The following is a 20,665-nucleotide window of genomic DNA, read 5'->3' as shown; positions in this document are numbered from 1 at the left end:
TCAGAAGTTGTGGCGCAGTGCCAGCTCGAAGCCGTTGCCGGAGAAGTCCGTCTTCGTGCTGCCGTTGGCGTTGAAGGTCTTCACCTGGTCGTTCACCAGCGAGAGGTTCAGCGTCGAGCGCTTGCTCAGGAAGTACTGGTAGCCGACGCCCAGCCGATGGCTCTTGCGGTCGGCGGCGTGGGTGCTGCCGTTGACCCTGTCGCCGTCGATGCGGCGGAACGACACCCGCAGCTCGCCCGGGCCGGCCGGTATGCGAGCGCCGACGGTCCACACCGTTTCCTTGCCCTCGTCGCTCGCGCCGAGGTCGGTCGACCGGGCGTAGGTGAAGCTCGGCTTCGCGAAGCCGAACTGGTATGAGCCGCCCAGCGTCACCGTGCGGATGCCGTTGCCGGACGGCGCGCCCGACACCGGGTCCTGCTCGGTCTGGAAGGTGGTGGCCAGCACCAGCGGGCCGTTGGCGTAGTCGAGGTGGAAGCCCTGCGCGCGTTTGCGCGTGCCTTCGCCGGCCGCCACCGCCACGCCGGCCGTGAAGCCCGACAGGAAGGGCGTCGTGTAGTAGACGGTGTTGTCCCACTTGGCGGCCGACTTCGCGCCGCGGCTGCCGTTGGAGGCATAGGAATCGCCGCCGAAGGCCTCGAAGCGGCCGTTCACGCCGAGGTTGTCCTGCGGCGAGCTCATGCGGCCGAGCTGCACCGAGCCCAGCGTCTTGCTGGCCAGCCCGACCCAGGCCTTGTCCTTCCAGAACACGCCGCCGTCGACCATGCCGGTGTCGGCCTTCAGCCGGTGCTCCAGCTGGAAGAACGCCGACACGCCGCCGCCGAGGTCTTCCACGCCGCGAAAGCCGATGCGGCCGGTGGAGCTGTCCTCCACGGCCCACATCCGGTCGTCCGACTTCAGCAGGTCGGCCGGGCCATAGCGCACGCCGAGGTCGATGCGGCCGTAGATGGTGACGCTCGATTGCGCGGCGGCGGCGCCGGCCGCCAAGGTGAGGGCCGCGCAGGCCAGCAAGGGCGCGCCGCGCCGGGGGATCGTTTGCATGGGAGAGGTCTCCTGGTGTTTGCGTTTTTTAGGGACGTGCGCACCCCGCCCTGCGGACGCAGGGACACAACCAGCGGGTGCAGCCAACCATCGGTGCGACGCAGGGCACCGGCACAACAAGGCCTCGCGGCGGCAGTGCCGCAGGCCGGCGGGGTCAGAGGTAGTCGTCGCGCCGCGGTGAGAACTGGTCGAGCAGCAGGCTGCCGGGCGCCAGCGAGACGACGCCGTGCGGCACCTCCCGCGGCGCGACAAAGGCATCACCCGGCCCGAGTCGGCGCTTGACGCCGCCCACGTCGGCTTCGAACGCCCCGGCAAGCACGTAGGCGATCTGGTCGTGCGCGTCGTGCGCATGCACGGCACCGACGGCACCCTCGTCGAACTGCACCAGCACCGACATCAGTTCGGGCGTGTGGCCCACCACCTTGCGGCGGATGCCATCGCCCAGTTCCGTCCAGGGATGGTCGTCATCGATGAAGTAACTCAAGGCTCCTCCTCCAGCCTCACCGCCCCGGGATTTCCCGGGGATGAACTTCTTGTGGAACGGTGATTTGTTGATACTATACGTTGGACTGATTAATTTGAAACGATGGTTCAACTTCAAAGAACCCATCTTTCGGGTAAGTCCCAAGGCTGCCCCACACGCCCAGATCCGCCACCGCCAAGCCAACAGAAAGCCCGTTCCATGGAGATCCGCCAACCCATCCACAGCGCCCACGCGAAGACGTTGGACACCACCGGCCTGCGCGAGCAGTTCCTGGTCGAGTCGCTCTTCCGCGCCGACGAGGCGGTGATGACCTACAGCCAGATCGACCGGATCATCGTGGGCGGCGTGATGCCGGTGACGAAGCCGGTGACGTTCTCGCCCGAGCTGGGCAAGCACACCGGCACCGACTTCTTCCTGCAGCGCCGCGAGCTGGGCCTGATCAACGTCGGCGGCCCGGCCACCGTGCAGGTCGACAACCGCAACTTCGAGGTCGGCGCGCGCGAGGCGCTGTACGTGGGCCAGGGCGCCAAGGTGCTCGAGTTCCGCAGCACCGATCCGGCCAACCCCGCCAAGCTCTACTTCAACAGCGCGCCGGCCCACACCACCTATCCGCACAAGAAGGTCACGCTCGCCGAGGCATCGCCCGAGACGCTGGGCGACCCGAAGACCAGCAACCGCCGCACGATCTACAAGTTCCTGGTGCCCGACGTGCTGCCCACCTGCCAGCTGCTCATGGGCATGACGCAGCTGCAAGAAGGCAGCCTCTGGAACACCATGCCCTGCCACACGCACGACCGGCGCATGGAGGTGTACTTCTACTTCGACATGGCCGACAACGGCGCCGTGTTCCACATGCTCGGCGAGCCCACCGAGACCCGCCACATCGTCGTGCGCAACGAGCAGGCCGTGATCAGCCCGAGCTGGTCGATCCACTCCGGCGTCGGCACGCAGGCCTACACCTTCATCTGGGGCATGGTCGGCGAGAACCAGGTCTTCAAGGACATGGACCACGTGCCCATGACCACGCTGCGTTGAGCACCCGGGAGCCTCACGACATGATCCTCGAACAGTTCCAACTCGCCGGCAAGGTCGCCATCGTCACCGGCTGCGACACCGGCCTCGGCCAGGGCATGGCCTGCGCGCTGGCCGAAGCCGGCGCCGACGTCGTCGGCATCAACGTGGTCGAGCCGAAGGACACGGCGCGCCGCATCGAAGCCATGGGCCGCCGCTTCCTCGACCTTCGCGCCAACCTCGCCGACATCTCGGGCCTCGAAGGCCTGGTGCAGCAGGCTCTGGGCGTGGCCGGCAAGATCGACATCCTCGTCAACAACGCCGGCATCATCCGCCGCGACGATGCGCTGAAGTTCAGCGAGAAAGACTGGGACGACGTCGTCGACCTGAACCTGAAGACGGTGTTCTTCTTCTCGCAGGCGGTGGCGCGGCAGTACGTCGCCCAGGGCACGGGCGGCAAGATCATCAACGTCGCGTCGATGCTGTCGTTCCAGGGCGGGGTGCGCGTGCCCTCGTACACCGCCTCGAAGAGCGGCGTGATGGGCATCACCCGCCTGATGGCCAACGAGTGGGCGGCGCACGGGATCAACGTCAACGCCATCGCGCCTGGCTACATGGCCACCAACAACACCGCGCCGCTGCGGGCCGACGAGGGCCGCAGCGCCGCCATCCTCGAGCGCATCCCGGCCGGCCGCTGGGGCACGCCCGACGACCTGGCCGGGCCCGTCGTGTTCCTCGCCTCGAAGGCGTCCGACTACGTCAACGGCTATACCGTTGCCGTCGACGGCGGCTGGCTCGCACGCTGAGCACGCTGTCCTGATCGCCGGGGTGCGGCGGCCGTACGGCCGCGCCCCTTTCCTCGCCGCGGAGCAGTCAGCCGCCGGCTGACCCACGCCGGGCGGGCTCGATCCTGCCCGGCCGAACAAGGCGCGCCGCCACGGTGGTCCGCCGGCAGGAGTGAGACTGCATGTACGAGAACAAGAGGCTCGGCTTCATGTTCGTGCTGCCCTTCGTCTTGGGCGTGCTCGGCTTCAAGCTGTTCCCGTTCGTGATGAGCTTCGCGCTCAGCTTCACGCAATACGACGTGATCAACCCGCCCGAATACATCGGGCTCGACAACTACAGGGAACTCTTCGGGGCCGACCCGCTGTTCCACAAGTCGATGGGGGTCACGCTGCTGTTCGTGGCGATCTCGGTGCCACTGCGCGTGGGCTTCGCGCTCTTCATCGCGCACGTGCTGAATTTCAAGCTGCGCGGCATCAACTTCTTCCGCTCGGCGTTCTACCTGCCCTCCATCCTCGGCGGCTCCATCGCCGCGGCGGTGATGTGGCGCTTCATCTTCTCGCAGAACGGCCTGGTCAACATCGCGCTGGCCAAGCTGGGCATCGAGCCCATCGCCTGGCTGGCCGACGAGCACTACTCGATCTGGACGGTGATCCTGCTGTTCACCTGGCAGTTCGGCTCGGCGATGGTGATCTTCCTGGCCGCGCTGCAGAACGTGCCCACCTCGTTGTACGAGGCGGCGGAGATCGACGGCGCCAGCAAGACGCAGCAGTTCTTCCGCATCACGGTGCCGCTGATCACGCCGGTGATCTTCTTCAACCTGATCATGCAGATGGTGCACGCGTTCCAGGAGTTCAACGGCCCCTACATGATCACCGAGGGCGGCCCGCTGCACTCCACCTACGTGCTGTCGCTCTACATCTACGACCAGAGCTTCAAGTACTTCAACCTAGGCTACGGCAGCGCGCTGTCGTGGGTGCTGTTCGCGCTGGTCGGCACGCTCAGCGCGGTCTCCTTCATCACCTCGAAGTACTGGGTCTTCTACTCCGGCGAAAAGGACACCAAGAAATGAGCGCCAACCTCTCCGTGCTGCATGCCGACCAGAGCCTGGTCTCCGATGCGGAGGCCGCCCGCTCACGCCGCCGCGAGCGCTTCAGCGCCTTGATGCGCTACGTCGTGCTGGGCCTCGTCGGGCTGCTGATGCTGTACCCGATGATCTGGCTCGTCGGCGCCTCGTTCAAGACCAACACCGAAATCTTCACCGAGATCGGCTTCTGGCCTTCGCGCTTCGACCTCACGGCCTACGCCAAGGGCTGGAAGACGAGCACCGAGTACACCTTCGCGACCTATTTCCTCAACTCCTTCCTGATCACGCTGCCGCGCATCGTGGTGACGGTGGTCTCGTGCACGCTGGTGGCCTACGCCTTCGCGCGCTTCGAGTTCTGGGGCAAGAAGGTGCTGTTCGGCATCATGGTCGGCACGATGATGCTGCCGCTCATCATCCTGCGGCTGCCGCAGTACCTGATGTTCAAGGAGTTCGGCTGGCTCGACAGCTACCTGCCGCTGATCGTGCCCTCGGCCTTCGCGACCGACACCTTCTTCGTGTTCATGCTCGTGCAGTTCCTGCGCGGCATTCCGCGCGACATGGAAGAGGCCGCGCAGATCGACGGCTGCAATGCGCTGCAGCTGCTCTGGCACATCATCGTGCCGCTGCTCAAGCCGGCCATCATCAGCGTGATCGTCTTCCAGTTCATCTGGACGATGAACGACTTCATGGGCCCGCTGATCTACCTCTCGACCGTCGAGAAGTACCCCGTGTCGCTGGCGCTGAAGATGAGCATCGGCGCCACCGAGGAGGTCGAATGGGCCAGCGTGCTGGCGATCTCCGTGGTCGCGCTGCTGCCCTCCATCGCGGTGTTCTTCGCCGCCCAGCGCCACTTCATCGAAGGCGCATCCAGCAGCGGCATCAAGGGCTGACGCCCCCTACGGAGACAAAGACATGGCCCAAGTCAACCTCAAGAAGATCCAGAAGACCTACGCCAACGGCTTCACCGCCGTGCACGGCGTCGACCTCGACATCCGCGACGGCGAGTTCATGGTGTTCGTCGGCCCCTCGGGCTGCGCCAAGAGCACGCTGCTGCGCATGATCGCGGGGCTGGAGACCATCTCCGGCGGCGAGTTGCACATCGGCGGCCAGGTGGTGAACAACCTCGCGCCCAAGCAGCGCGGCATCGCGATGGTCTTCCAGAACTACGCGCTCTATCCGCACATGAAGGTCTACGACAACCTGGCCTTCGGCCTCAAGCTGGCCGGCACGCCGAAGGCCGAGGTCGACAGCCGCGTGCGCGACGCCGCCAAGCTGCTGGAGATGGACCACCTGCTGGAGCGCTACCCGAAGCAGCTCTCCGGCGGCCAGGCACAGCGCGTGGCGGTGGGCCGCGCCATCGTCAAGAAGCCCGAGGTGTTCCTGTTCGACGAGCCGCTGTCGAACCTCGACGCCAAGCTGCGCGCGTCGATGCGCGTGCGCCTGACCGAACTGCACCGCACGCTGCGCGAGGCGGGACGGCCGTCCACCGTCGTCTACGTCACGCACGACCAGGTCGAGGCGATGACGATGGGCGAGCGCATCTGCGTGCTGAAGGAAGGCACGATCCAGCAGGTGGACGTGCCGACCGCGCTCTACAACCATCCGGCCAACGCCTTCGTCGCGGGCTTCATCGGCTCGCCGGAGATGAACATCCGCGAGGCCACCGTCCAGGCGCTCGGCTCGGGACTGGCGATCGCCGTGGGCGGCGTGGCCCTGCCGGTGCCCACGCACCGCGAGGCCCGGCTGAAGCCGTTTGCCGGCCAGAAGATCCGCTTCGGCATCCGCCCCGAGCACATCACCGCCGGCGTCGAGAAGGACGGCCAGTTCAGCGTCGAAGGCACGCTGCGCTTCACCGAGCACATGGGCAGCGAGCTGTTCGTGCACTTCGACCTCGGCGACGTGCCCTTCACCGCCCGCGTGCCGGCCGACCAGATGTTCGGCGTCGACGCCAAGCAGCGCGGCGAGCGCCACCGCTTCGGCTTCCAGCTCGCGCACGCCCATGTGTTCGAGCACGGCGGCGATGGCCGCAACCTGTTCCTCTGACCTCGAAGAAACAAAGGGAGACTTCCGATGCAACGACGTTCCTTGATCGCCACGACAGCCGCCGCCTGCGCGCTCGCCGCCTTGGCCCCGCTCGCCCATGCCCAGGACGCCACGCTGCGCTTCTCGTGGTGGGGCGGCGGCGAACGCCATGAAAGCACGCTCAAGGCGATCGCCGCGTTCGAGGCCAAGAACCCGGGCGTGAAGATCAAGGGCGAGTACATGGGCTTCAACGGCTACCAGGAGCGGCTGTCGACCCAGATCGCCGGCGGCTCCGAGCCGGACATCATGCAGATCAACTGGGCGTGGCTGGCCAGCTACTCCAAGTCGGGCGAAGGCTTCCTCGACCTGCACAAGCACCGGGCGCTGCTGGGCCTGGACCAGTTCTCGCCAGAGGAACTGAAGATGGGCGAGGTGCGCGGCAAGCTCAATGCGCTGCCGGTGTCGTACAGCGCCCGTGTGTTCGTCTGGAACAAGTCGACCTTCGACCGGGCGGGCGTGCCGCTGCCGAAGACCTGGGACGACGTCTTCGCCGCCGGCAAGGCGCTCCAGGGCAAGCTCGGCGACAAGGTGTTCGCGATGGACGGCGAGCCCTACGACGTCATCCTCGCGTCGCTGGCCTACGTGCAGCAGAAGCACGGCACGCCCTACGTGAGCCCGACCGAGCCCAAGGTGGCGATGAGCCCGCAGGCGCTCCTCGAATGGGTCCAGACCTACAAGCGGTTCACCGACGCCAAGGTCGCCACGCCGCTGCCCTACCGCGCGAGCCTGGGCGGGGCCGAGAAGCCCACCGAGCAGCAGCAGGACTGGACCAACGGCAACTGGGCCGGCAACTACACCTGGGACTCGGTGCTGCCGCTGCGCACCAGTTCGCTCGACAAGCAGCAGAAGCTCGTCATCGGCGAGTTCCCGACGCTGCCCGGTGCCAAGAACTCCGGCATGTTCGGCCGGCCGTCGCTGATGTTCTCGGTGAGCAAGCGCAGCAAGCACCCCGAGGTTGCGGCCAGGTTCCTGAGTTTCCTGCTGACCGACCCGGAAGCCGGCCGCATCCTGGGCCTGTCGCGCGGCGTGCCCGCGGCCGACAGCCAGTTCCAGGCCCTGGTCAAGGACAGCCGGATCGGGCCGCTGGAGCTCGCGGCCTACACCCAGATCAAGCAACAGAACGAGGCCGGCAGGATCGACCTGCCCTCGCCGCTCTTCGAGAACCAGCGCTTCTCCAAGTTCATGCGCGAGGTGTTCGAGACCGTGGCCTACGGCAAGGCCACCGAGCAGGACGCCGCCAAGCGCCTCCTCGAGGAAGGCAACGCGCTGCTCAACCGCATCAAGTAAGCAAGGCGCTGGCGCAGCGCCACACGCACCCATGAGCAAATCGACCGTCCGACAACTCGCCTTCGAATCCTTCTGCGATCCCGACACCGGAGCCGGCGTCACGCGGCTGACCCCGCACGACGTCACCTGCCATCGGCCGTACTTCTATCAGAAGTGCTTCACCAACGACGGCAGGAAGCTGCTGTTCGGGGGCGAGTTCGGCCCGGGCGCCGACTGGAACTACCACCTGCTCGACCTCGACACGCAGACGGCGACGCAGCTCACCGACCAGCCCGGCGAGAACACCTTCGGCGGCTTCCTGAGCCCCGACGACCGGCACCTCTACTTCGTGCGGGGCGACCGCCGGCTCATCCGCCTCGAGCTGGCGACGCTGCGCGAGCAGGTGGTGTACGTGGTGCCGCCCGAGTGGGTCGGCTACGGCACCTGGGTGGCGAACTCCGCCTGCACCAAGATGGTCGGCATCGAGATCCTCGCGAGCGACTGGATGCCGCTGACCGACTGGCAGCAGTTCCGCGACATGTTCCTGCGCAAGCCGCGCTGCCGGCTGATCCGCATCGACCTCGCCACCGGCCGGCGCGACGTGATCCACGAGCAGGACCTCTGGCTCGGCCACCCGCAGTACCGGCCCTTCGACGACCGCACGGTCGCCTTCTGCCACGAAGGCAACCACGACCTCGTCGACGCGCGCATGTGGTTCATCGACGAGGACGGCAGCAACCTGCGCTGCGGCAAGGCCCACGCCGAGGGCGAGAGCTGCACGCACGAGTTCTGGGTGCCCGATGGCTCGTTGATGATCTACGTCGCCTACCTCAAGGGCCGCACCGAGCGCTGGATCTGCTCGCTCGACCCGGTGACGCTGGAGAACAAGCGGCTCTTCGAGATGCCGCCGTGCTCGCACCTGATGAGCAACTTCGACGGCAGCCTGATCGTGGGCGACGGCTGCGGCACACCGATCGACGTCGACGACACCGGCGGCTACGCGATCGACAACGACCCGTTCCTGCACCTGTTCGACCTGAAGACCGGCACCGGCCGGCGGATCGCACACCACGACAGCTCGTGGGGCGTCTACAAAGGCAACCGGCAGGTGACCCATCCCCACCCCTCCTTCACGCCCGACGAGACGCAGGTGCTGTTCAGCGCCGACGGCCGCGGCGAGCCGGGCCTCTACCTCGTGGACCTCCGATGAACATGCCTCTCCGAGCCGCCGCGCCGTCGCGCCGCCGCCTGCTGCACACCCTGGGCGCCGTGGCCGCCGCCGCGGCGCTGGCTGCCACCGCCGGCTGCGGCTCGGCGCCGCCAGCCTCCTCCTCCACCGCCGCCTGGGAGCGCGAGGGGCTGCCGGCCGGGGACGGCTGGGCGTCGGCTGAAGGCGGCACACGGGGCGGGGCGGATGCGCAGCCGAGCCACGTGTTCGATGTGCGCAACCGGGCCGAGCTGGTCGCCGCGCTGGCCGCCGGCCCGGCGGGCGCGCCGCGCATCGTGCGGGTGCATGGCCGCATCGACCTCAGCGTCGACGGGCAGAACCGCCCCGTCGGCGCCGAGGCCTTCCGCGACCCGGCCTTCGATTTCGAGGCCTACCTGCGCGCCTACGACCCGGCCGTGTGGGGCAAGCGCCCGCCCGCGGGCCCGCTGGAGGACGCCCGGCAGCGCTCGGCCGAACGCCAGCAGGCCACCACCGTGGTGGCCGTGCCGTCGAACACCACGCTGCTGGGCGCCGGCCGGGACGCTGGCATCGTGCACGGCACGCTGCTGCTCAAGGGCGTGCGCAACGTCATCATCCGCAACCTGCATTTCGCCGACGCGTTCGACCACTTCCCGGCGTGGGATCCGAAGGACAACGCCAACGGCGAGTGGAATTCCGAGTACGACAACATCTCTCTGGTCGGCGCCACGCACGTGTGGGTGGACCACTGCAGCTTCAGCGACGGCGAACGGCCGGACCACACGGCGCGCACCGCGCTCGGCCGCCCGATGCAGCACCACGACGGCCTGCTCGACATCACGCAGGGCTCGAACTACGTGACGGTCTCGTACAACCGCTTCCACGACCACGACAAGACGCACCTCGTCGGGTCGAGCGACAAGGCGGTGGAAGACGACGGGCGGCTGAAGGTCACCTTCCACCACAACTGGTGGGACCGCATCAAGGAGCGTGCACCGCGGGTCCGCTACGGCCAGGTGCACGTCTACAACAACCTCTACACCGGCAGCAGCGAGCCGCCCTACGCTTTCGGCTATTCGATTGGCGTCGGCGTCAACTCGCGGGTGTTCAGCGAGCACAACGTGTGGCGCCTGACGGGCGACGTGCCCGCCACCGCGATCGTCAAGCTCTGGAAGGGCCAGACGTTCTTCGACCGCGGCAGCCTGCTCAATGGCCAGCCGGTGGACCTGCTGGCCCAGCTGCGCCAGGCCAACCCCGCTGCGGCGCTGAGCGCGGACGTCGGCTGGCAGCCCGCGCTGGCGGGACGGGTCGAGCCCGCCCGGGACGTGGAGCGCAACGTGCGCGCCTCCGCCGGGGCAGGCCGGCTCTGACCGGCCGCGGCAGTGCGCGGCGGCCATCCACCCCGGCGTGCAGGCGCGCGCCGGGCGATGCCTCGTGCCTCGGCGACGCACGCCGGATCGGGTTCTCGGGAACAGGTGACAATGTTCAATGAAACACCATACCGAGGCAGTTAAAACGTGATGGATGACGATCCCAGCGACCTGCGGCAACCCGAATCCGTCGCCGCCGTACTGAAGGTCTTCGCGATCCTGCAATCGCTCGCCGACCGCAGCGAGACCGGCATCTCCGAACTATCGATGCGGCTGGCGATGCCCAAGGCCACGGTCTACCGCTTCCTGCAGACCATGAAGAGCCTGGGCTACGTGCGCCAGGAGGCCGACACCGAGCGCTACGGCCTGACGATGAAGATGTTCGAGCTGGGCACGAAGGCGCTGCAGTACCCCGACCTGGTCGAGCTCGCAAAGCCGCACATGGAGGCGCTGTCCGAGCGCACCGGCGAGACAATCCATCTCGGCACGCTGCTCGACAGCGAGATCATCTACGTCCACAAGATCGATTCGCGCCACACGCTGGGCATGTACTCGCGCGTGGGCCGCCGCGCGCCGCTGCACTGCACCGCGATCGGCAAGGTGCTGCTGGCCTGGCAGGGGCCCGCCAAGCGAGACGCCATCCTGGCCGGCGCCGAGTTCAAGCGTTTCCGCGACAAGACCATCGTCGAGCCCGCGGCCTTCCTCGCCGAGCTCGAGCGCACGCGCGCCCAGGGCTTCGGCGAGGACCGCGAGGAGTTCGACGACCACATCCGCTGCCTGGGCATGCCCATCTTCGACCGCCTGGGCGAGCCGGTGGCCGGGATGAGCGTGTCCTTCCCGACCTTCCGCTACGACGAGGCGCAGGCGCCGGGGGTGATCAGCATGCTGCACGAGGCGTGCAAGGACGTGTCGCGCCGCCTGGGGTGCGTGCGCTATCCGCTCGAGGCCGACCAGGCCGTGGCCGGCCGCTGAGCGCACCGCATCGGCCGATGGCTGCCTCGCATGCGCTGGGGGACTGCCTGCGCGAGTGGCGCAAGCGCCGCCGCGTGAGCCAGCTCGAATTCGCCCTGCAGGCCGACGTCTCGCAGCGCCATCTCAGCTGCATCGAAAGCGGCCGCGCCACGCCCAGCCGCGAGATGGTGCTGCGGCTGGCCGAACGCCTGGAGGTGCCGCTGCGCGAGCGCAACGTGATGCTGGCGGCCGCCGGCTATGCCCCGGTCTATGCGGAGCGACCGCTCGACGACCCGGCGCTGCGGCCGGCACGCGAGGCCATCGAACTCGTGCTGAAGGGCCACGAGCCCTACCCGGCGCTGGCCATCGACCGCCACTGGCAGCTCGTGGCAGCCAACGCGGCCGTGGCGACGCTGATCGCCGGTGCCAGCCCGGCGCTGCTGGCGCCGCCCGTCAACGTGCTGCGGCTGAGCCTGCATCCGCAGGGCCTGGCGCCGCGCATCGCCAACCTCGGCCCGTGGCGGGCCCACCTGCTGGAGCGCCTGCGGCAGCAGATCGCGGCCACCGGCGATCCGGTGCTCGCTGCCCTGCGCGACGAGCTGGAAGCACTGCCCGGGCCGGCGGCGCCGGCAGCGGCGCTGGCCGCGGCGCAGGCGTTCGGCGGCATCGCGGTGCCGCTGCAGCTCGACACGGCGGCGGGCCGGCTGTCGCTGTTGTCCACCACGACCGTGTTCGGCACGCCGCGCGACATCACGCTGGCCGAACTGGCGCTCGAGGCCTTCTATCCCGCCGACGAAGCCAGCGCCGCGTTGCTGCGCCGCCTGCACGCACCCGGCCTGCCGCAAGGCGGCTGAGCCCGCACCTACAATCCGGGCCATGCCCTCCCGGGTCATCGCCTTCCTCCTCTCGCTCGTGCTCCTGTGGTCCGGCATCGGCACGCAGGAACTCCCCACCCTCTCGCCGCCTGCTTCCGGCGTGCAGGCGATGGCACCCGCGGGCCTGCCGGGCGATGTCCGCAAGGGATCGGTGGAAGACCACCACCTCGACGACCAGCCGTCCCAGGCCCAGGGCGACCTGCCCGGTGAACTGCCCGACCAGCTCCTGGCCGTGGCGGCGCACGGACGCTCCGTGCTGCCGATGCCGGGGTTCTCGCGCCTGCCGCCGGCGCCGCATGGCGCGCCGTGCCTCGAAGGCCTGCTGCGCCCGCCCTGCCCCGCCGCGCGCACCTGACCGCACGCCGCACGGCCCCGCGCCGCGCGATCCGCACCGCGCCCTCCACCGGCCGCGCCGCAAGGGCGCGCCGGCGGGGGGCGGCTGCAACCCTCCGCTGAAACCATCCCCATGACAGGAACCATGACGGGCGCCACCGTCGGCTGGCTCGAGGCCGCCGTGCTGGGCCTGCTGCAGGGACTCACCGAGTTCCTGCCCGTCTCGTCGAGCGCCCACCTGCGCATCTTCGGGCCGCTGCTGCCCTCGGGCGGCGACCCGGGCGCCGCCTTCACCGCGATCACCCAGATCGGCACCGAGGCGGCCGTGCTGCTGTACTTCCGCCGCGAGCTGGCCGGCATCTCGCGATCATGGTGGCGCTCGATCGCCAGCGGCGGCGGCCATGCGGACGCCGATTCGCGCATGGGCTGGCTGATCCTGGTCGGCACCCTGCCGATCGCGGTGCTGGGCCTGCTGTTCAAGGACGCGATCGAGACCTCGCTGCGCAACCTCTACCTCACCGCGGCGATGCTGATCGTCTTCGGCTGCTGCTGTGGGCGGCCGACCGCTTCGGGCGCCGCGAACGCACGCTGCGCCAACTCTCGTGGCGCGACGGGTTGCTGTTCGGGCTGGCCCAGGCCATGGCGCTGGTGCCCGGCGTGTCGCGCTCCGGCGGCACCATCACCGCCGGGTTGCTCATGGGCTACAGCCGCGAGGCCGCGGCGCGCTATTCGTTCCTGCTGGCGATACCGGCGGTGCTGGCTTCGGGGCTGTACCAGCTCTACCGCAGCGCCGAGCTCGGAAGCCCCGTGCCGCGGGGGCCCACGGCGCTGGCCACGCTGGTGGCCTTCGGTGTCGGCTACGGCGTGATCGTCATCTTTCTCAAGCTCGTCTCCAGCCGCGGCTACCTGCCCTTCGTGGTGTACCGCATTGTTCTGGGCATCGGCGTGCTGGCCCTGCTCTGCCTTGGCGTCCTGAGTCCGCTCTGACGCTTCCCGGCCTTCCGGCCATCTTGGAAACCCCATGGAAATCGCCTTACTTTTCGCCCTGATCCTCCTCAACGGTGTCTTCGCCATGTCGGAGATCGCGCTCGTCACGGCGCGCAGGGCCCGGCTGCAAAAACTCATCGACGAGGGCGACGGCAGCGCTGCCGCCGCCGTGAAGCTGGGCGAGGACCCCACGCGGTTCCTGTCCACCATCCAGATCGGCATCACCTCCATCGGCGTGCTCAACGGCATCGTCGGCGAGGCGGCGCTGGCGGCACCGCTGTCCGAATCGCTGGCCTCGCTGGGCGTGCCGGCGCCCTATGCCTCCTATGGCGCGACGGGGCTGGTGGTGGTGCTGATCACCTACTTCTCGATCGTCGTCGGCGAACTGGTGCCCAAGCGCCTCGGCCAGACGCACCCCGAGACGCTGGCGCGCCTCGTCGCCCGGCCCATCGACTGGCTGGCCACGGCGACGAAGCCGTTCGTGCGGCTGCTGACGATCTCCACGCAGGCGCTGCTGCGGCTGCTGGGCGTGAAGGAAGGCAGGTCCTCCGCGGTGACGGAGGAGGAGATCCACGCAATGCTGGCCGAAGGCACCACGGCTGGCGTCATCGAATCGCACGAGCACACGATGGTGCGCAACGTGTTCCGCCTCGACGACCGCCAGATCGGCTCGCTGATGGTGCCGCGTGCCGACGTGGTCGTGCTCGACGTGGATGCGGCGTTCGAGGAGAACCTGGCCCGCATCGAGCAGAGCGACCACGCCCGCTTCCCGGTGATCAAGGGCCGGCTCGACAACGTGCTGGGCGTCGTCAATGCCCGGCAATGGCTCTCGCGCACCCTGCGCGACGGCGACCGGGTGCTCGCCGACCAGCCGCTGCAGGAGCCGCTGTACGTGCCCGAGACCCTGACCGGGATGGAACTGCTCGACAGCTTCCGGTCGTCCGACGTGCACATGGCCTTCGTGATCGACGAGTACGGCGAAGTGCAGGGCATCGTCACGCTGCAGGACCTGATCGAGGCGATCACCGGCGAATTCCGCCCGCGCGATCCGCAGACCTCGTGGGCCGTGCAGCGCGAAGACGGCAGCTGGCTGCTCGACGGCCACATCCCGGTGCCGGAACTGAAGGACCGCCTGGCCCTCGAGGGCGTGCCGGAGGAGGCGCGCGGCCGCTACCACACGCTGAGCGGGATGATGATGCTGCTGACCGGCCGGTTGCCGAAGGTCGCCGACACGGTGAGCTGGGAAGGCTGGCGCTTCGAGATCGTCGACATGGATGGCAAGACGATCGACAAGGTCCTGGCCAGCCGGGAAGCCGGCCCCGCCGATGCCCCACCGTTGCCGCCCGATGGCAGGCCCTGACCGGCGGCAGGGCCCGCGCGTGGCGGCCGGCCGCGCGATGCTGGCCGCCGCCGTCGCCCTTGCCGCGGCAGCCTGCGCGGACGGCTACCCCACCGAGGACGTGCCGCAGGTGCTGCCTTCCGAGATGACCGAGGCACAGTTGATCGGCGCCCTCAACCACCTGGGCCGCGGCGCCCACCTGGAGCGCGAGTGGCGCTTCGGCCTGGAGCCCGGCTGCCGGCTCTCGATCACCCAGGACAACGGCACCGCCACTCGCACCACCGTGTCGCTGGCGGGCGCGGTGGTGGAATCGCCCTTCGACGAGGAGGGCCGCCACTACGACATCCGGCTGCTGCCGGCGAGCGGGGACGCCGAGGCGCCGGCGTCGGTGCTCGTCACGGGCAAATGGACCGACAGCGTGCAGGCGAAATCCTTGCTGTCGCACCTCCAGCACCGCTGCGGCATGACAGGAAACGATTCACCCCCTTGAATCGACAGTGGCCGTCCCTATAATCCGTGCTGCTAGCACTCACCACGATCGAGTGCTAACGACCACCAGGGCCGCATCCCTTTCCGGGATGCCGGTCTCCGGTCGGTCACCGACATCGGGCACGGCGCAGGCCGGCCCCGAACGCCACCAAAGTGTCATTGCACTAGGAGATCCCATGAAACTTCGTCCGTTGCACGATCGCGTGATCGTCAAGCGCCTGGAACAAGAAACCAAGACCGCCTCGGGCATCGTGATCCCCGACAACGCCGCCGAAAAGCCTGACCAAGGCGAAGTGCTGGCCGTCGGTCCTGGCAAGCGCAACGACAAGGGCGACTTCGTGACCCTGAACATCAAGGTCGGCGACCGCGTGCTGTTCGGCAAGTACAGCGGCCAGACCGTCAAGGTCGACGGCGACGAACTGCTGGTGATGCGCGAGGAAGACCTCTTCGCCGTGGTCGAGAAGTAAGCCGCTTCTCCCGCACACCCTCTTCACCTCTATTCGGAGTAACTACTCATGGCAGCAAAAGACGTCATCTTCGGCGGCGAGGCCCGCGCCCGCATGGTCGAAGGCGTGAACATCCTGGCCAACGCGGTCAAGGTCACCCTGGGCCCCAAGGGCCGCAACGTGGTGCTCGAGCGCTCGTTCGGCGCCCCCACCGTCACGAAGGACGGTGTCTCGGTCGCCAAGGAAATCGAGCTGAAGGACAAGCTCCAGAACATGGGCGCCCAGATGGTCAAGGAAGTCGCTTCCAAGACCTCGGACAACGCCGGTGACGGCACCACCACCGCCACCGTGCTGGCCCAGGCCATCGTGCGCGAAGGCATGAAGTACGTGGCCGCCGGCATGAACCCGATGGACCTGAAGCGCGGCATCGACAAGGCCGTCGTGGCCCTGACGGAGCAGCTGAAGAAGGCCTCGAAGGCCACCACGACCTCGAAGGAAATCGCACAGGTCGGCTCGATCTCGGCCAACAGCGACGAATCGATCGGCAAGATCATCGCCGACGCGATGGACAAGGTCGGCAAGGAAGGCGTCATCACCGTCGAAGACGGCAAGTCGCTGGACAACGAGCTCGACGTCGTCGAAGGCATGCAGTTCGACCGCGGCTACCTGTCGCCCTACTTCATCAACAGCCCGGAAAAGCAATCGGCGCTGCTGGACAACCCGTTCGTTCTGCTCTTCGACAAGAAGATCAGCAACATCCGCGACCTGCTGCCCACGCTGGAGCAAGTGGCTAAGGCTGGCCGTCCGCTGCTGATCATCGCTGAAGAAGTCGAAGGCGAAGCGCTGGCGACCCTGGTGGTCAACACCATCCGCGGCATCCTGAAGGTCGTGGCCGTCAAGGCGCCTGGCTTCGGCGACCGCCGCAAGGCCATGCTGGAAGACATCGCCATCCTGACGGGCGGCAAGGTCATCGCCGAAGAAGTGGGCCTGACGCTCGAGAAGGTCACGCTGGCCGACCTGGGCCAGGCCAAGCGCGTCGAAGTGGGCAAGGAAAACACCACCATCATCGATGGCGCCGGTGCCGCTGCCGACATCGAAGCCCGCGTCAAGCAGATCCGCATCCAGATCGAGGAAGCCACCAGCGACTACGACCGTGAGAAGCTGCAAGAGCGCGTGGCCAAGCTGGCCGGCGGTGTTGCCGTGATCAAGGTTGGCGCGGCCACCGAAGTCGAGATGAAGGAAAAGAAGGCGCGCGTCGAAGACGCCCTGCACGCCACGCGTGCAGCCGTCGAAGAAGGCATCGTGGCCGGTGGTGGCGTGGCCCTGCTGCGCGCCAAGCAAGCGGCTGGCGAGATCAAGGGCGACAACGCCGACCAGGAAGCCGGCATCAAGCTGGTGCTGAAGGCCATCGAAGCCCCGCTGCGCGAGATCGTCTACAACGCCGGCGGCGAAGCCTCGGTGGTGGTGAACGCGGTGCTGGCCGGCAAGGGCAACTACGGCTTCAATGCCGCCAACGACACCTACGGCGACATGATCGAGATGGGCATCCTGGATCCGACCAAGGTGACCCGCACGGCGCTGCAGAACGCGGCCTCCGTGGCCTCGCTGATGCTGACGACCGAAGCCATGGTCGCCGAAGCGCCGAAGGAAGACGCCCCCGCGATGCCCGGCGGCGGCATGGGCGGCATGGGCGGCATGGGCATGGACATGTAAGTCCGGCCCTCCAGCCTGTACTGCAGGAAGCCCGCGGCCCGCGCCGCGGGCTTTTTTTTGGGCGCTTTTTGGGCGATCGATGTCGGCGGCGCGCTGTTGAAATCGCCACCGCCCACCCCCGCCACCCGCCCGCCGCAGCCCGACATGACGCACCGCCCGTCACTGCCGCAGTTCATCGACGATGAAGTCGCCCGTGCCCCGCTGCTCATGGAGGCCGTGCTGCACGCGCTGGCGCCCGCCAGCACGGCATCGGCCGCCAGCCCGCCGCATCCGGAAGTGCAGAGGCTGGCCCGGCACTACCGGGCGGAACTCGTCGCCACCTTCTGCCGCACGCTGGCCGGCCTGCTCAGCACCCCCGCGCAGGCGCCACGCCGGCCCGCGGCCATGACGCTGTCCCTGGTGGAAGACGATGCCGTCGCGAGCGATGTCGAACTCTCGCGGGCGACCGAACTCATCCGCAGCACCGCCGAATTCGAGCTGCGGGAGCTGCGGGCCTTCACCTCCGCGCTGGTCGGCGACCTCCACGTGGCGCGCGACACCAACCCGCTGCGGCCGGACCACTACGTGCGCGCCCTGTGGGCCGCGATCACCGGGCTGCCGTCGTCGCACAACCTTCGCATCGCGTTGCTGCGGGCGGCCGCCGCGCCGCTGGCGCAGGCACTGCGGCTGGCCTACGCCGCTGCATGCACGCGCCTGGAAGATGCCGGCGTCGTGCCGAGCAGCTACCGCACCATCGTCACCAGCACCGGCTCGCGCAGCTGGCACCGCAGCCACACGCTGCCTCCCGATCTCGATCGCCTGCGCCAGCTGCTGCCACCGGCTGCGCCTGCGGCGGCCGGAGCAGGCGATGCGGATCCCGACACGGTGCTTCCCAGCATCTTCGCGGCGCTGCGGCAGGACGCGTCGGTCGGCACCGACCTGCAGGCGCTGCTGGGCCGTCTGCAGCCCATCGCCCTGTGTGTTGCCCGGCAGGACGCCACCACGCTCGACGCCTACACCCACCCCCTGTGGGTCTTCATCGACCGGGTTGCCTTCCTCGCCGCACTGCATCCGCAGGCGGATGACCCCGCACGCACCGAGGTCCTTGCGCAGGCTGCTGCGCTCATCGAGGCGATCGCACACGAAGCCACGCCCGACGCTGCCTCGTTCCGATGGGCGCACCAGCGCCTGGCCCACTGGGCACGGCAACAGCACGAAGCGCGGCTGCGGTCCGCCTCCGCGCACATCGCGATGCTCGACACCCTGGGCCCGGCGTTTTCGCCCACCGCAGCCGAAGGGGGCACGCCGCTGCCGCTGGATGCGGACAGCCTCGACACGGTGCGTGCCGACCTGCTGGCCAGCGCCAACGGCGATGCGCAAGCGGACGCCGCCGCCGCGAGCGACGCCGCTGCCTGGCTCGACAGCCAGCTGCCGGAACAATGGGTGCGCGTCTTCGTCGATGCACGCTGGCGCCATGCACAGCTGCTGTGGCACGCGGACGACCTGTGGCTCTACGCAGAGGCCGGCAGCACGCGCCAGACCTGGGCATTCCGGCAATCGGCGCTGGAGCGCCTGCATGCCGAAGGCCTGTTGCGCGCCCTGCGGGAACGCTCGCTCGTCAGCCGCGCCGCGGCCCGGCTGATGCGGCAGGGCAGCCAGAACCGCCCGAGCTGAGCGCGTCGCGGGCCCCGCGCTCGCGGGGATGTTGGCCCGGGAAGCCCTTCCTACACTTTTCGCCGGTCCAGCGTATCGATACCACCAGGGAGCTGCAGTAACTCAAAGAGGTGCGCGGGCCACCCCTTCATCCCCCTCCTGACCCGCGCCCGGCAGCGCCGCAGCAGCCGCAGCCGCCGGATGGGTCCATCCATGCAACGTGATCGCGGCGTCGTCGATGCCGCTGCGCTTGAGGGCCGAGAACAGGGCCAGGCTCACGTCGGCGTCGTCGGTGCTCAGCTGGCCCAGCACCTCCGTGGCACCGCGCACGGCCGCATCGGCCTCCTTGCGCGAGAGCTTGTCGGCCTTGGTCAGCAGCACCAGCAGCTTGACCTCGCCCGTACCGACACGCGGCGCGACGAACTGCAGCAGCTGCTGGTCCAGCTCGGTGAAACCCAGCCGCGAATCGACCATCAGCACCACCCCCGACAGGCTGCGGCGGATCTCCAGGTAGTCGGCCATCACCTGCTGCCAACGCAGCTTGGCGGTACGCGCCACCGCCGCGTAGCCGTAGCCGGGCAGGTCCGCGAAGAGCGCATCGGGCGCGTCCTTGGGGCCCAGCTCGAACAGGTTGATGTGCTGCGTGCGCCCCGGTGTCTTCGACGCGAAGGCCAGCCGCTTCTGCTGTGCCAGCGTGTTGATGGCGGTCGATTTGCCGGCGTTGCTTCGACCCACGAAGGCGATTTCCGGCAGCTCGGTCACGGGCAGCTGGTCGAGCCGGCTGGCCGTGGTCAGGAAGCGCGCGGTGTGGGTCCAGGCAAGCGCTGTGCGGGCGTCAGGTGATTCGGTCATTCGGCATTGTAAAATCCGACGGTTTGAACACCCAACGCCGCCGCAACGACATGAAGTCGATCATCGCCTTGACCCTTGCCGCCGCTCTGGCGCCCGCGCTGGCCGCTGACGCCAAAGCGCCTGCGAAGCCCGATCTCAACAAGGGCCAGGCGGTTGCCACGCAGGTCTGCGTGGCATGCCACAGCGCCGATGGCGGCCGCGGCAGCCCGGCCTACCCGATCCTGCAAGGCCAGCATCCGGAATACCTGGCGAAGCAACTGCACGAGTTCAAGTCCGGCAAGCGCAAGAACCCCGTCATGCAGGGCTTCGCGGCGACGCTGTCGGAAGACGATATCCGCAACGTCAGCGCGTTCTACGCGTCCAAGCAGGCCAAGACCGGCTTCGCGACCAACAAGGACACGGTGTCCCTCGGTGAGCGCATCTACCGCGGCGGCATCCTCGAGAAGCAGGTTCCGGCGTGCGCCGGCTGCCACAGCCCGTCGGGCGCCGGCATCCCGGCCCAGTACCCGCGCATCGGCGCACAGCACGGCGCCTACACCGAAGCGCAGCTCGTCGCATTCCGCACCGGCGTGCGCGGCAACAGCGCGCAGATGACGGCGATCGCCGCGAAGATGAACGACCTCGAGATCAAGGCCGTCTCCGACTACATCGCCGGGCTGCGCTGACCCCCGTCGGCTCCGCTGCCCGAGGCCGGTCGACGACCGGCCTTTTTTCCGCCCGCCGATAATCGCATCCTCGAGC

At 68.5% G+C, this 20,665-nt stretch carries 20 protein-coding genes and 1 pseudogene; 18 read left to right on the top strand and 3 right to left on the bottom strand.

Annotated features, from left to right (window positions below; translation table 11 throughout):
- Positions 1–1,038, bottom strand: a complete 1,038-nt coding sequence (locus V4F39_RS10770; protein WP_332289366.1) for a porin — start codon at positions 1,036–1,038, stop codon at positions 1–3.
- A 154-nt stretch (positions 1,039–1,192) separates the two neighbouring features.
- A complete protein-coding gene (locus V4F39_RS10765; RefSeq protein ID WP_332289365.1) occupies positions 1,193–1,522 on the bottom strand; it encodes a cupin domain-containing protein in 330 nt (109 codons plus the stop codon).
- 198 nt (positions 1,523–1,720) lie between these two features.
- Here V4F39_RS10765 and kduI point away from each other — a divergent pair, with 198 nt between their 5' ends.
- The 17 genes and pseudogenes from kduI (at position 1,721) to V4F39_RS10675 (ending at position 19,093) form a co-directional block, all read left to right on the top strand.
- Positions 1,721–2,557, top strand: a complete 837-nt coding sequence (gene kduI / locus V4F39_RS10760; protein ID WP_332289364.1) for a 5-dehydro-4-deoxy-D-glucuronate isomerase — start codon at positions 1,721–1,723, stop codon at positions 2,555–2,557.
- A gap of 20 nt (positions 2,558–2,577) precedes the next feature.
- Positions 2,578–3,339 (top strand): 2-dehydro-3-deoxy-D-gluconate 5-dehydrogenase KduD, encoded by a 762-nt coding sequence (gene kduD / locus V4F39_RS10755; protein WP_332289363.1) that lies wholly within the window; start codon positions 2,578–2,580, stop codon positions 3,337–3,339.
- 161 nt (positions 3,340–3,500) lie between these two features.
- Positions 3,501–4,388 carry a carbohydrate ABC transporter permease gene (locus V4F39_RS10750; protein ID WP_332289362.1) on the top strand — a complete coding sequence of 296 codons (888 nt, stop codon included), beginning with the start codon at positions 3,501–3,503 and terminating at the stop codon, positions 4,386–4,388.
- Complete coding sequence (locus V4F39_RS10745; protein ID WP_332289361.1) at positions 4,385–5,293, top strand: carbohydrate ABC transporter permease; 909 nt, start codon at positions 4,385–4,387, stop codon at positions 5,291–5,293. Before V4F39_RS10750 ends, V4F39_RS10745 begins: the two co-directional genes overlap by 4 nt.
- A gap of 22 nt (positions 5,294–5,315) precedes the next feature.
- On the top strand, positions 5,316–6,446 hold the full coding sequence (locus V4F39_RS10740; protein WP_332289360.1) for an ABC transporter ATP-binding protein: 1,131 nt from the start codon (positions 5,316–5,318) through the stop codon (positions 6,444–6,446).
- Positions 6,447–6,473: 27 nt separating this feature from the next.
- Complete coding sequence (locus V4F39_RS10735; protein WP_332289358.1) at positions 6,474–7,772, top strand: ABC transporter substrate-binding protein; 1,299 nt, start codon at positions 6,474–6,476, stop codon at positions 7,770–7,772.
- A gap of 31 nt (positions 7,773–7,803) precedes the next feature.
- Positions 7,804–8,961, top strand: a complete 1,158-nt coding sequence (locus V4F39_RS10730) for an oligogalacturonate lyase family protein (protein WP_332289357.1) — start codon at positions 7,804–7,806, stop codon at positions 8,959–8,961.
- Positions 8,958–10,307, top strand: coding sequence for a pectate lyase family protein (locus V4F39_RS10725; protein ID WP_332289356.1), 1,350 nt, complete (start codon positions 8,958–8,960; stop codon positions 10,305–10,307). The genes V4F39_RS10730 and V4F39_RS10725 overlap by 4 nt, the downstream gene beginning before the upstream one ends.
- Positions 10,308–10,457: 150 nt before the next feature.
- A complete protein-coding gene (kdgR, locus tag V4F39_RS10720) occupies positions 10,458–11,279 on the top strand; it encodes a DNA-binding transcriptional regulator KdgR (RefSeq protein WP_332289355.1) in 822 nt (273 codons plus the stop codon).
- Positions 11,280–11,296: 17 nt separating this feature from the next.
- Positions 11,297–12,112: a helix-turn-helix domain-containing protein gene (locus V4F39_RS10715; protein WP_332289354.1), complete on the top strand. Its 816-nt coding sequence runs from the start codon at positions 11,297–11,299 to the stop codon at positions 12,110–12,112.
- A 22-nt stretch (positions 12,113–12,134) separates the two neighbouring features.
- Positions 12,135–12,488 carry a hypothetical protein gene (locus V4F39_RS10710; protein ID WP_332289353.1) on the top strand — a complete coding sequence of 118 codons (354 nt, stop codon included), beginning with the start codon at positions 12,135–12,137 and terminating at the stop codon, positions 12,486–12,488.
- 111 nt (positions 12,489–12,599) lie between these two features.
- A pseudogene (locus V4F39_RS10700) lies at positions 12,600–13,453 on the top strand (undecaprenyl-diphosphate phosphatase).
- Between the two features lie 34 nt (positions 13,454–13,487).
- Positions 13,488–14,813: a hemolysin family protein gene (locus tag V4F39_RS10695; protein WP_332289352.1), complete on the top strand. Its 1,326-nt coding sequence runs from the start codon at positions 13,488–13,490 to the stop codon at positions 14,811–14,813.
- A complete protein-coding gene (locus V4F39_RS10690; protein ID WP_332289351.1) occupies positions 14,800–15,282 on the top strand; it encodes a hypothetical protein in 483 nt (160 codons plus the stop codon). Before V4F39_RS10695 ends, V4F39_RS10690 begins: the two co-directional genes overlap by 14 nt.
- Before the next feature lie 175 nt (positions 15,283–15,457).
- On the top strand, positions 15,458–15,748 hold the full coding sequence (gene groES / locus V4F39_RS10685) for a co-chaperone GroES (protein ID WP_332289350.1): 291 nt from the start codon (positions 15,458–15,460) through the stop codon (positions 15,746–15,748).
- Between the two features lie 48 nt (positions 15,749–15,796).
- Positions 15,797–17,440 carry a chaperonin GroEL gene (gene groL / locus V4F39_RS10680; protein WP_332289349.1) on the top strand — a complete coding sequence of 548 codons (1,644 nt, stop codon included), beginning with the start codon at positions 15,797–15,799 and terminating at the stop codon, positions 17,438–17,440.
- 144 nt (positions 17,441–17,584) lie between these two features.
- The gene (locus tag V4F39_RS10675; RefSeq protein ID WP_332289348.1) at positions 17,585–19,093 is read left to right on the top strand and encodes a DUF1631 family protein; all 1,509 of its coding nucleotides are present in this window, start codon (positions 17,585–17,587) and stop codon (positions 19,091–19,093) included.
- A 102-nt stretch (positions 19,094–19,195) separates the two neighbouring features.
- On the opposite strand, the gene yihA is transcribed toward V4F39_RS10675, so the two are convergent.
- Positions 19,196–19,924, bottom strand: coding sequence for a ribosome biogenesis GTP-binding protein YihA/YsxC (yihA, locus tag V4F39_RS10670; RefSeq protein WP_332289347.1), 729 nt, complete (start codon positions 19,922–19,924; stop codon positions 19,196–19,198).
- Positions 19,925–19,974: 50 nt separating this feature from the next.
- Here yihA and V4F39_RS10665 point away from each other — a divergent pair, with 50 nt between their 5' ends.
- A complete protein-coding gene (locus tag V4F39_RS10665) occupies positions 19,975–20,589 on the top strand; it encodes a c-type cytochrome (RefSeq protein WP_332289346.1) in 615 nt (204 codons plus the stop codon).
- Positions 20,590–20,665: the final 76 nt, after the last annotated feature.

The sequence above is a fragment of the Aquincola agrisoli genome, assembly GCF_036621135.1.
GTDB classification, from domain to species: domain Bacteria; phylum Pseudomonadota; class Gammaproteobacteria; order Burkholderiales; family Burkholderiaceae_C; genus Aquincola; species Aquincola agrisoli.
This window is presented reverse-complemented; position numbering and strand designations above follow the sequence as displayed.

Coding starts and splice junctions, on each gene's coding strand:
- V4F39_RS10770 (WP_332289366.1), bottom strand. CDS start 1,038: ATGCAAACGATCCCCCGGCGCGGCGCGCCCTTGCTGGCCTGCGCGGCC.
- kduI (WP_332289364.1), top strand. CDS start 1,721: ATGGAGATCCGCCAACCCATCCACAGCGCCCACGCGAAGACGTTGGAC.
- kduD (WP_332289363.1), top strand. CDS start 2,578: ATGATCCTCGAACAGTTCCAACTCGCCGGCAAGGTCGCCATCGTCACC.
- V4F39_RS10750 (WP_332289362.1), top strand. CDS start 3,501: ATGTACGAGAACAAGAGGCTCGGCTTCATGTTCGTGCTGCCCTTCGTC.
- V4F39_RS10745 (WP_332289361.1), top strand. CDS start 4,385: ATGAGCGCCAACCTCTCCGTGCTGCATGCCGACCAGAGCCTGGTCTCC.
- V4F39_RS10740 (WP_332289360.1), top strand. CDS start 5,316: ATGGCCCAAGTCAACCTCAAGAAGATCCAGAAGACCTACGCCAACGGC.
- V4F39_RS10735 (WP_332289358.1), top strand. CDS start 6,474: ATGCAACGACGTTCCTTGATCGCCACGACAGCCGCCGCCTGCGCGCTC.
- V4F39_RS10730 (WP_332289357.1), top strand. CDS start 7,804: ATGAGCAAATCGACCGTCCGACAACTCGCCTTCGAATCCTTCTGCGAT.
- V4F39_RS10725 (WP_332289356.1), top strand. CDS start 8,958: ATGAACATGCCTCTCCGAGCCGCCGCGCCGTCGCGCCGCCGCCTGCTG.
- kdgR (WP_332289355.1), top strand. CDS start 10,458: ATGGATGACGATCCCAGCGACCTGCGGCAACCCGAATCCGTCGCCGCC.
- V4F39_RS10715 (WP_332289354.1), top strand. CDS start 11,297: ATGGCTGCCTCGCATGCGCTGGGGGACTGCCTGCGCGAGTGGCGCAAG.
- V4F39_RS10710 (WP_332289353.1), top strand. CDS start 12,135: ATGCCCTCCCGGGTCATCGCCTTCCTCCTCTCGCTCGTGCTCCTGTGG.
- V4F39_RS10695 (WP_332289352.1), top strand. CDS start 13,488: ATGGAAATCGCCTTACTTTTCGCCCTGATCCTCCTCAACGGTGTCTTC.
- V4F39_RS10690 (WP_332289351.1), top strand. CDS start 14,800: ATGGCAGGCCCTGACCGGCGGCAGGGCCCGCGCGTGGCGGCCGGCCGC.
- groES (WP_332289350.1), top strand. CDS start 15,458: ATGAAACTTCGTCCGTTGCACGATCGCGTGATCGTCAAGCGCCTGGAA.
- groL (WP_332289349.1), top strand. CDS start 15,797: ATGGCAGCAAAAGACGTCATCTTCGGCGGCGAGGCCCGCGCCCGCATG.
- V4F39_RS10675 (WP_332289348.1), top strand. CDS start 17,585: ATGACGCACCGCCCGTCACTGCCGCAGTTCATCGACGATGAAGTCGCC.
- yihA (WP_332289347.1), bottom strand. CDS start 19,924: ATGACCGAATCACCTGACGCCCGCACAGCGCTTGCCTGGACCCACACC.
- V4F39_RS10665 (WP_332289346.1), top strand. CDS start 19,975: ATGAAGTCGATCATCGCCTTGACCCTTGCCGCCGCTCTGGCGCCCGCG.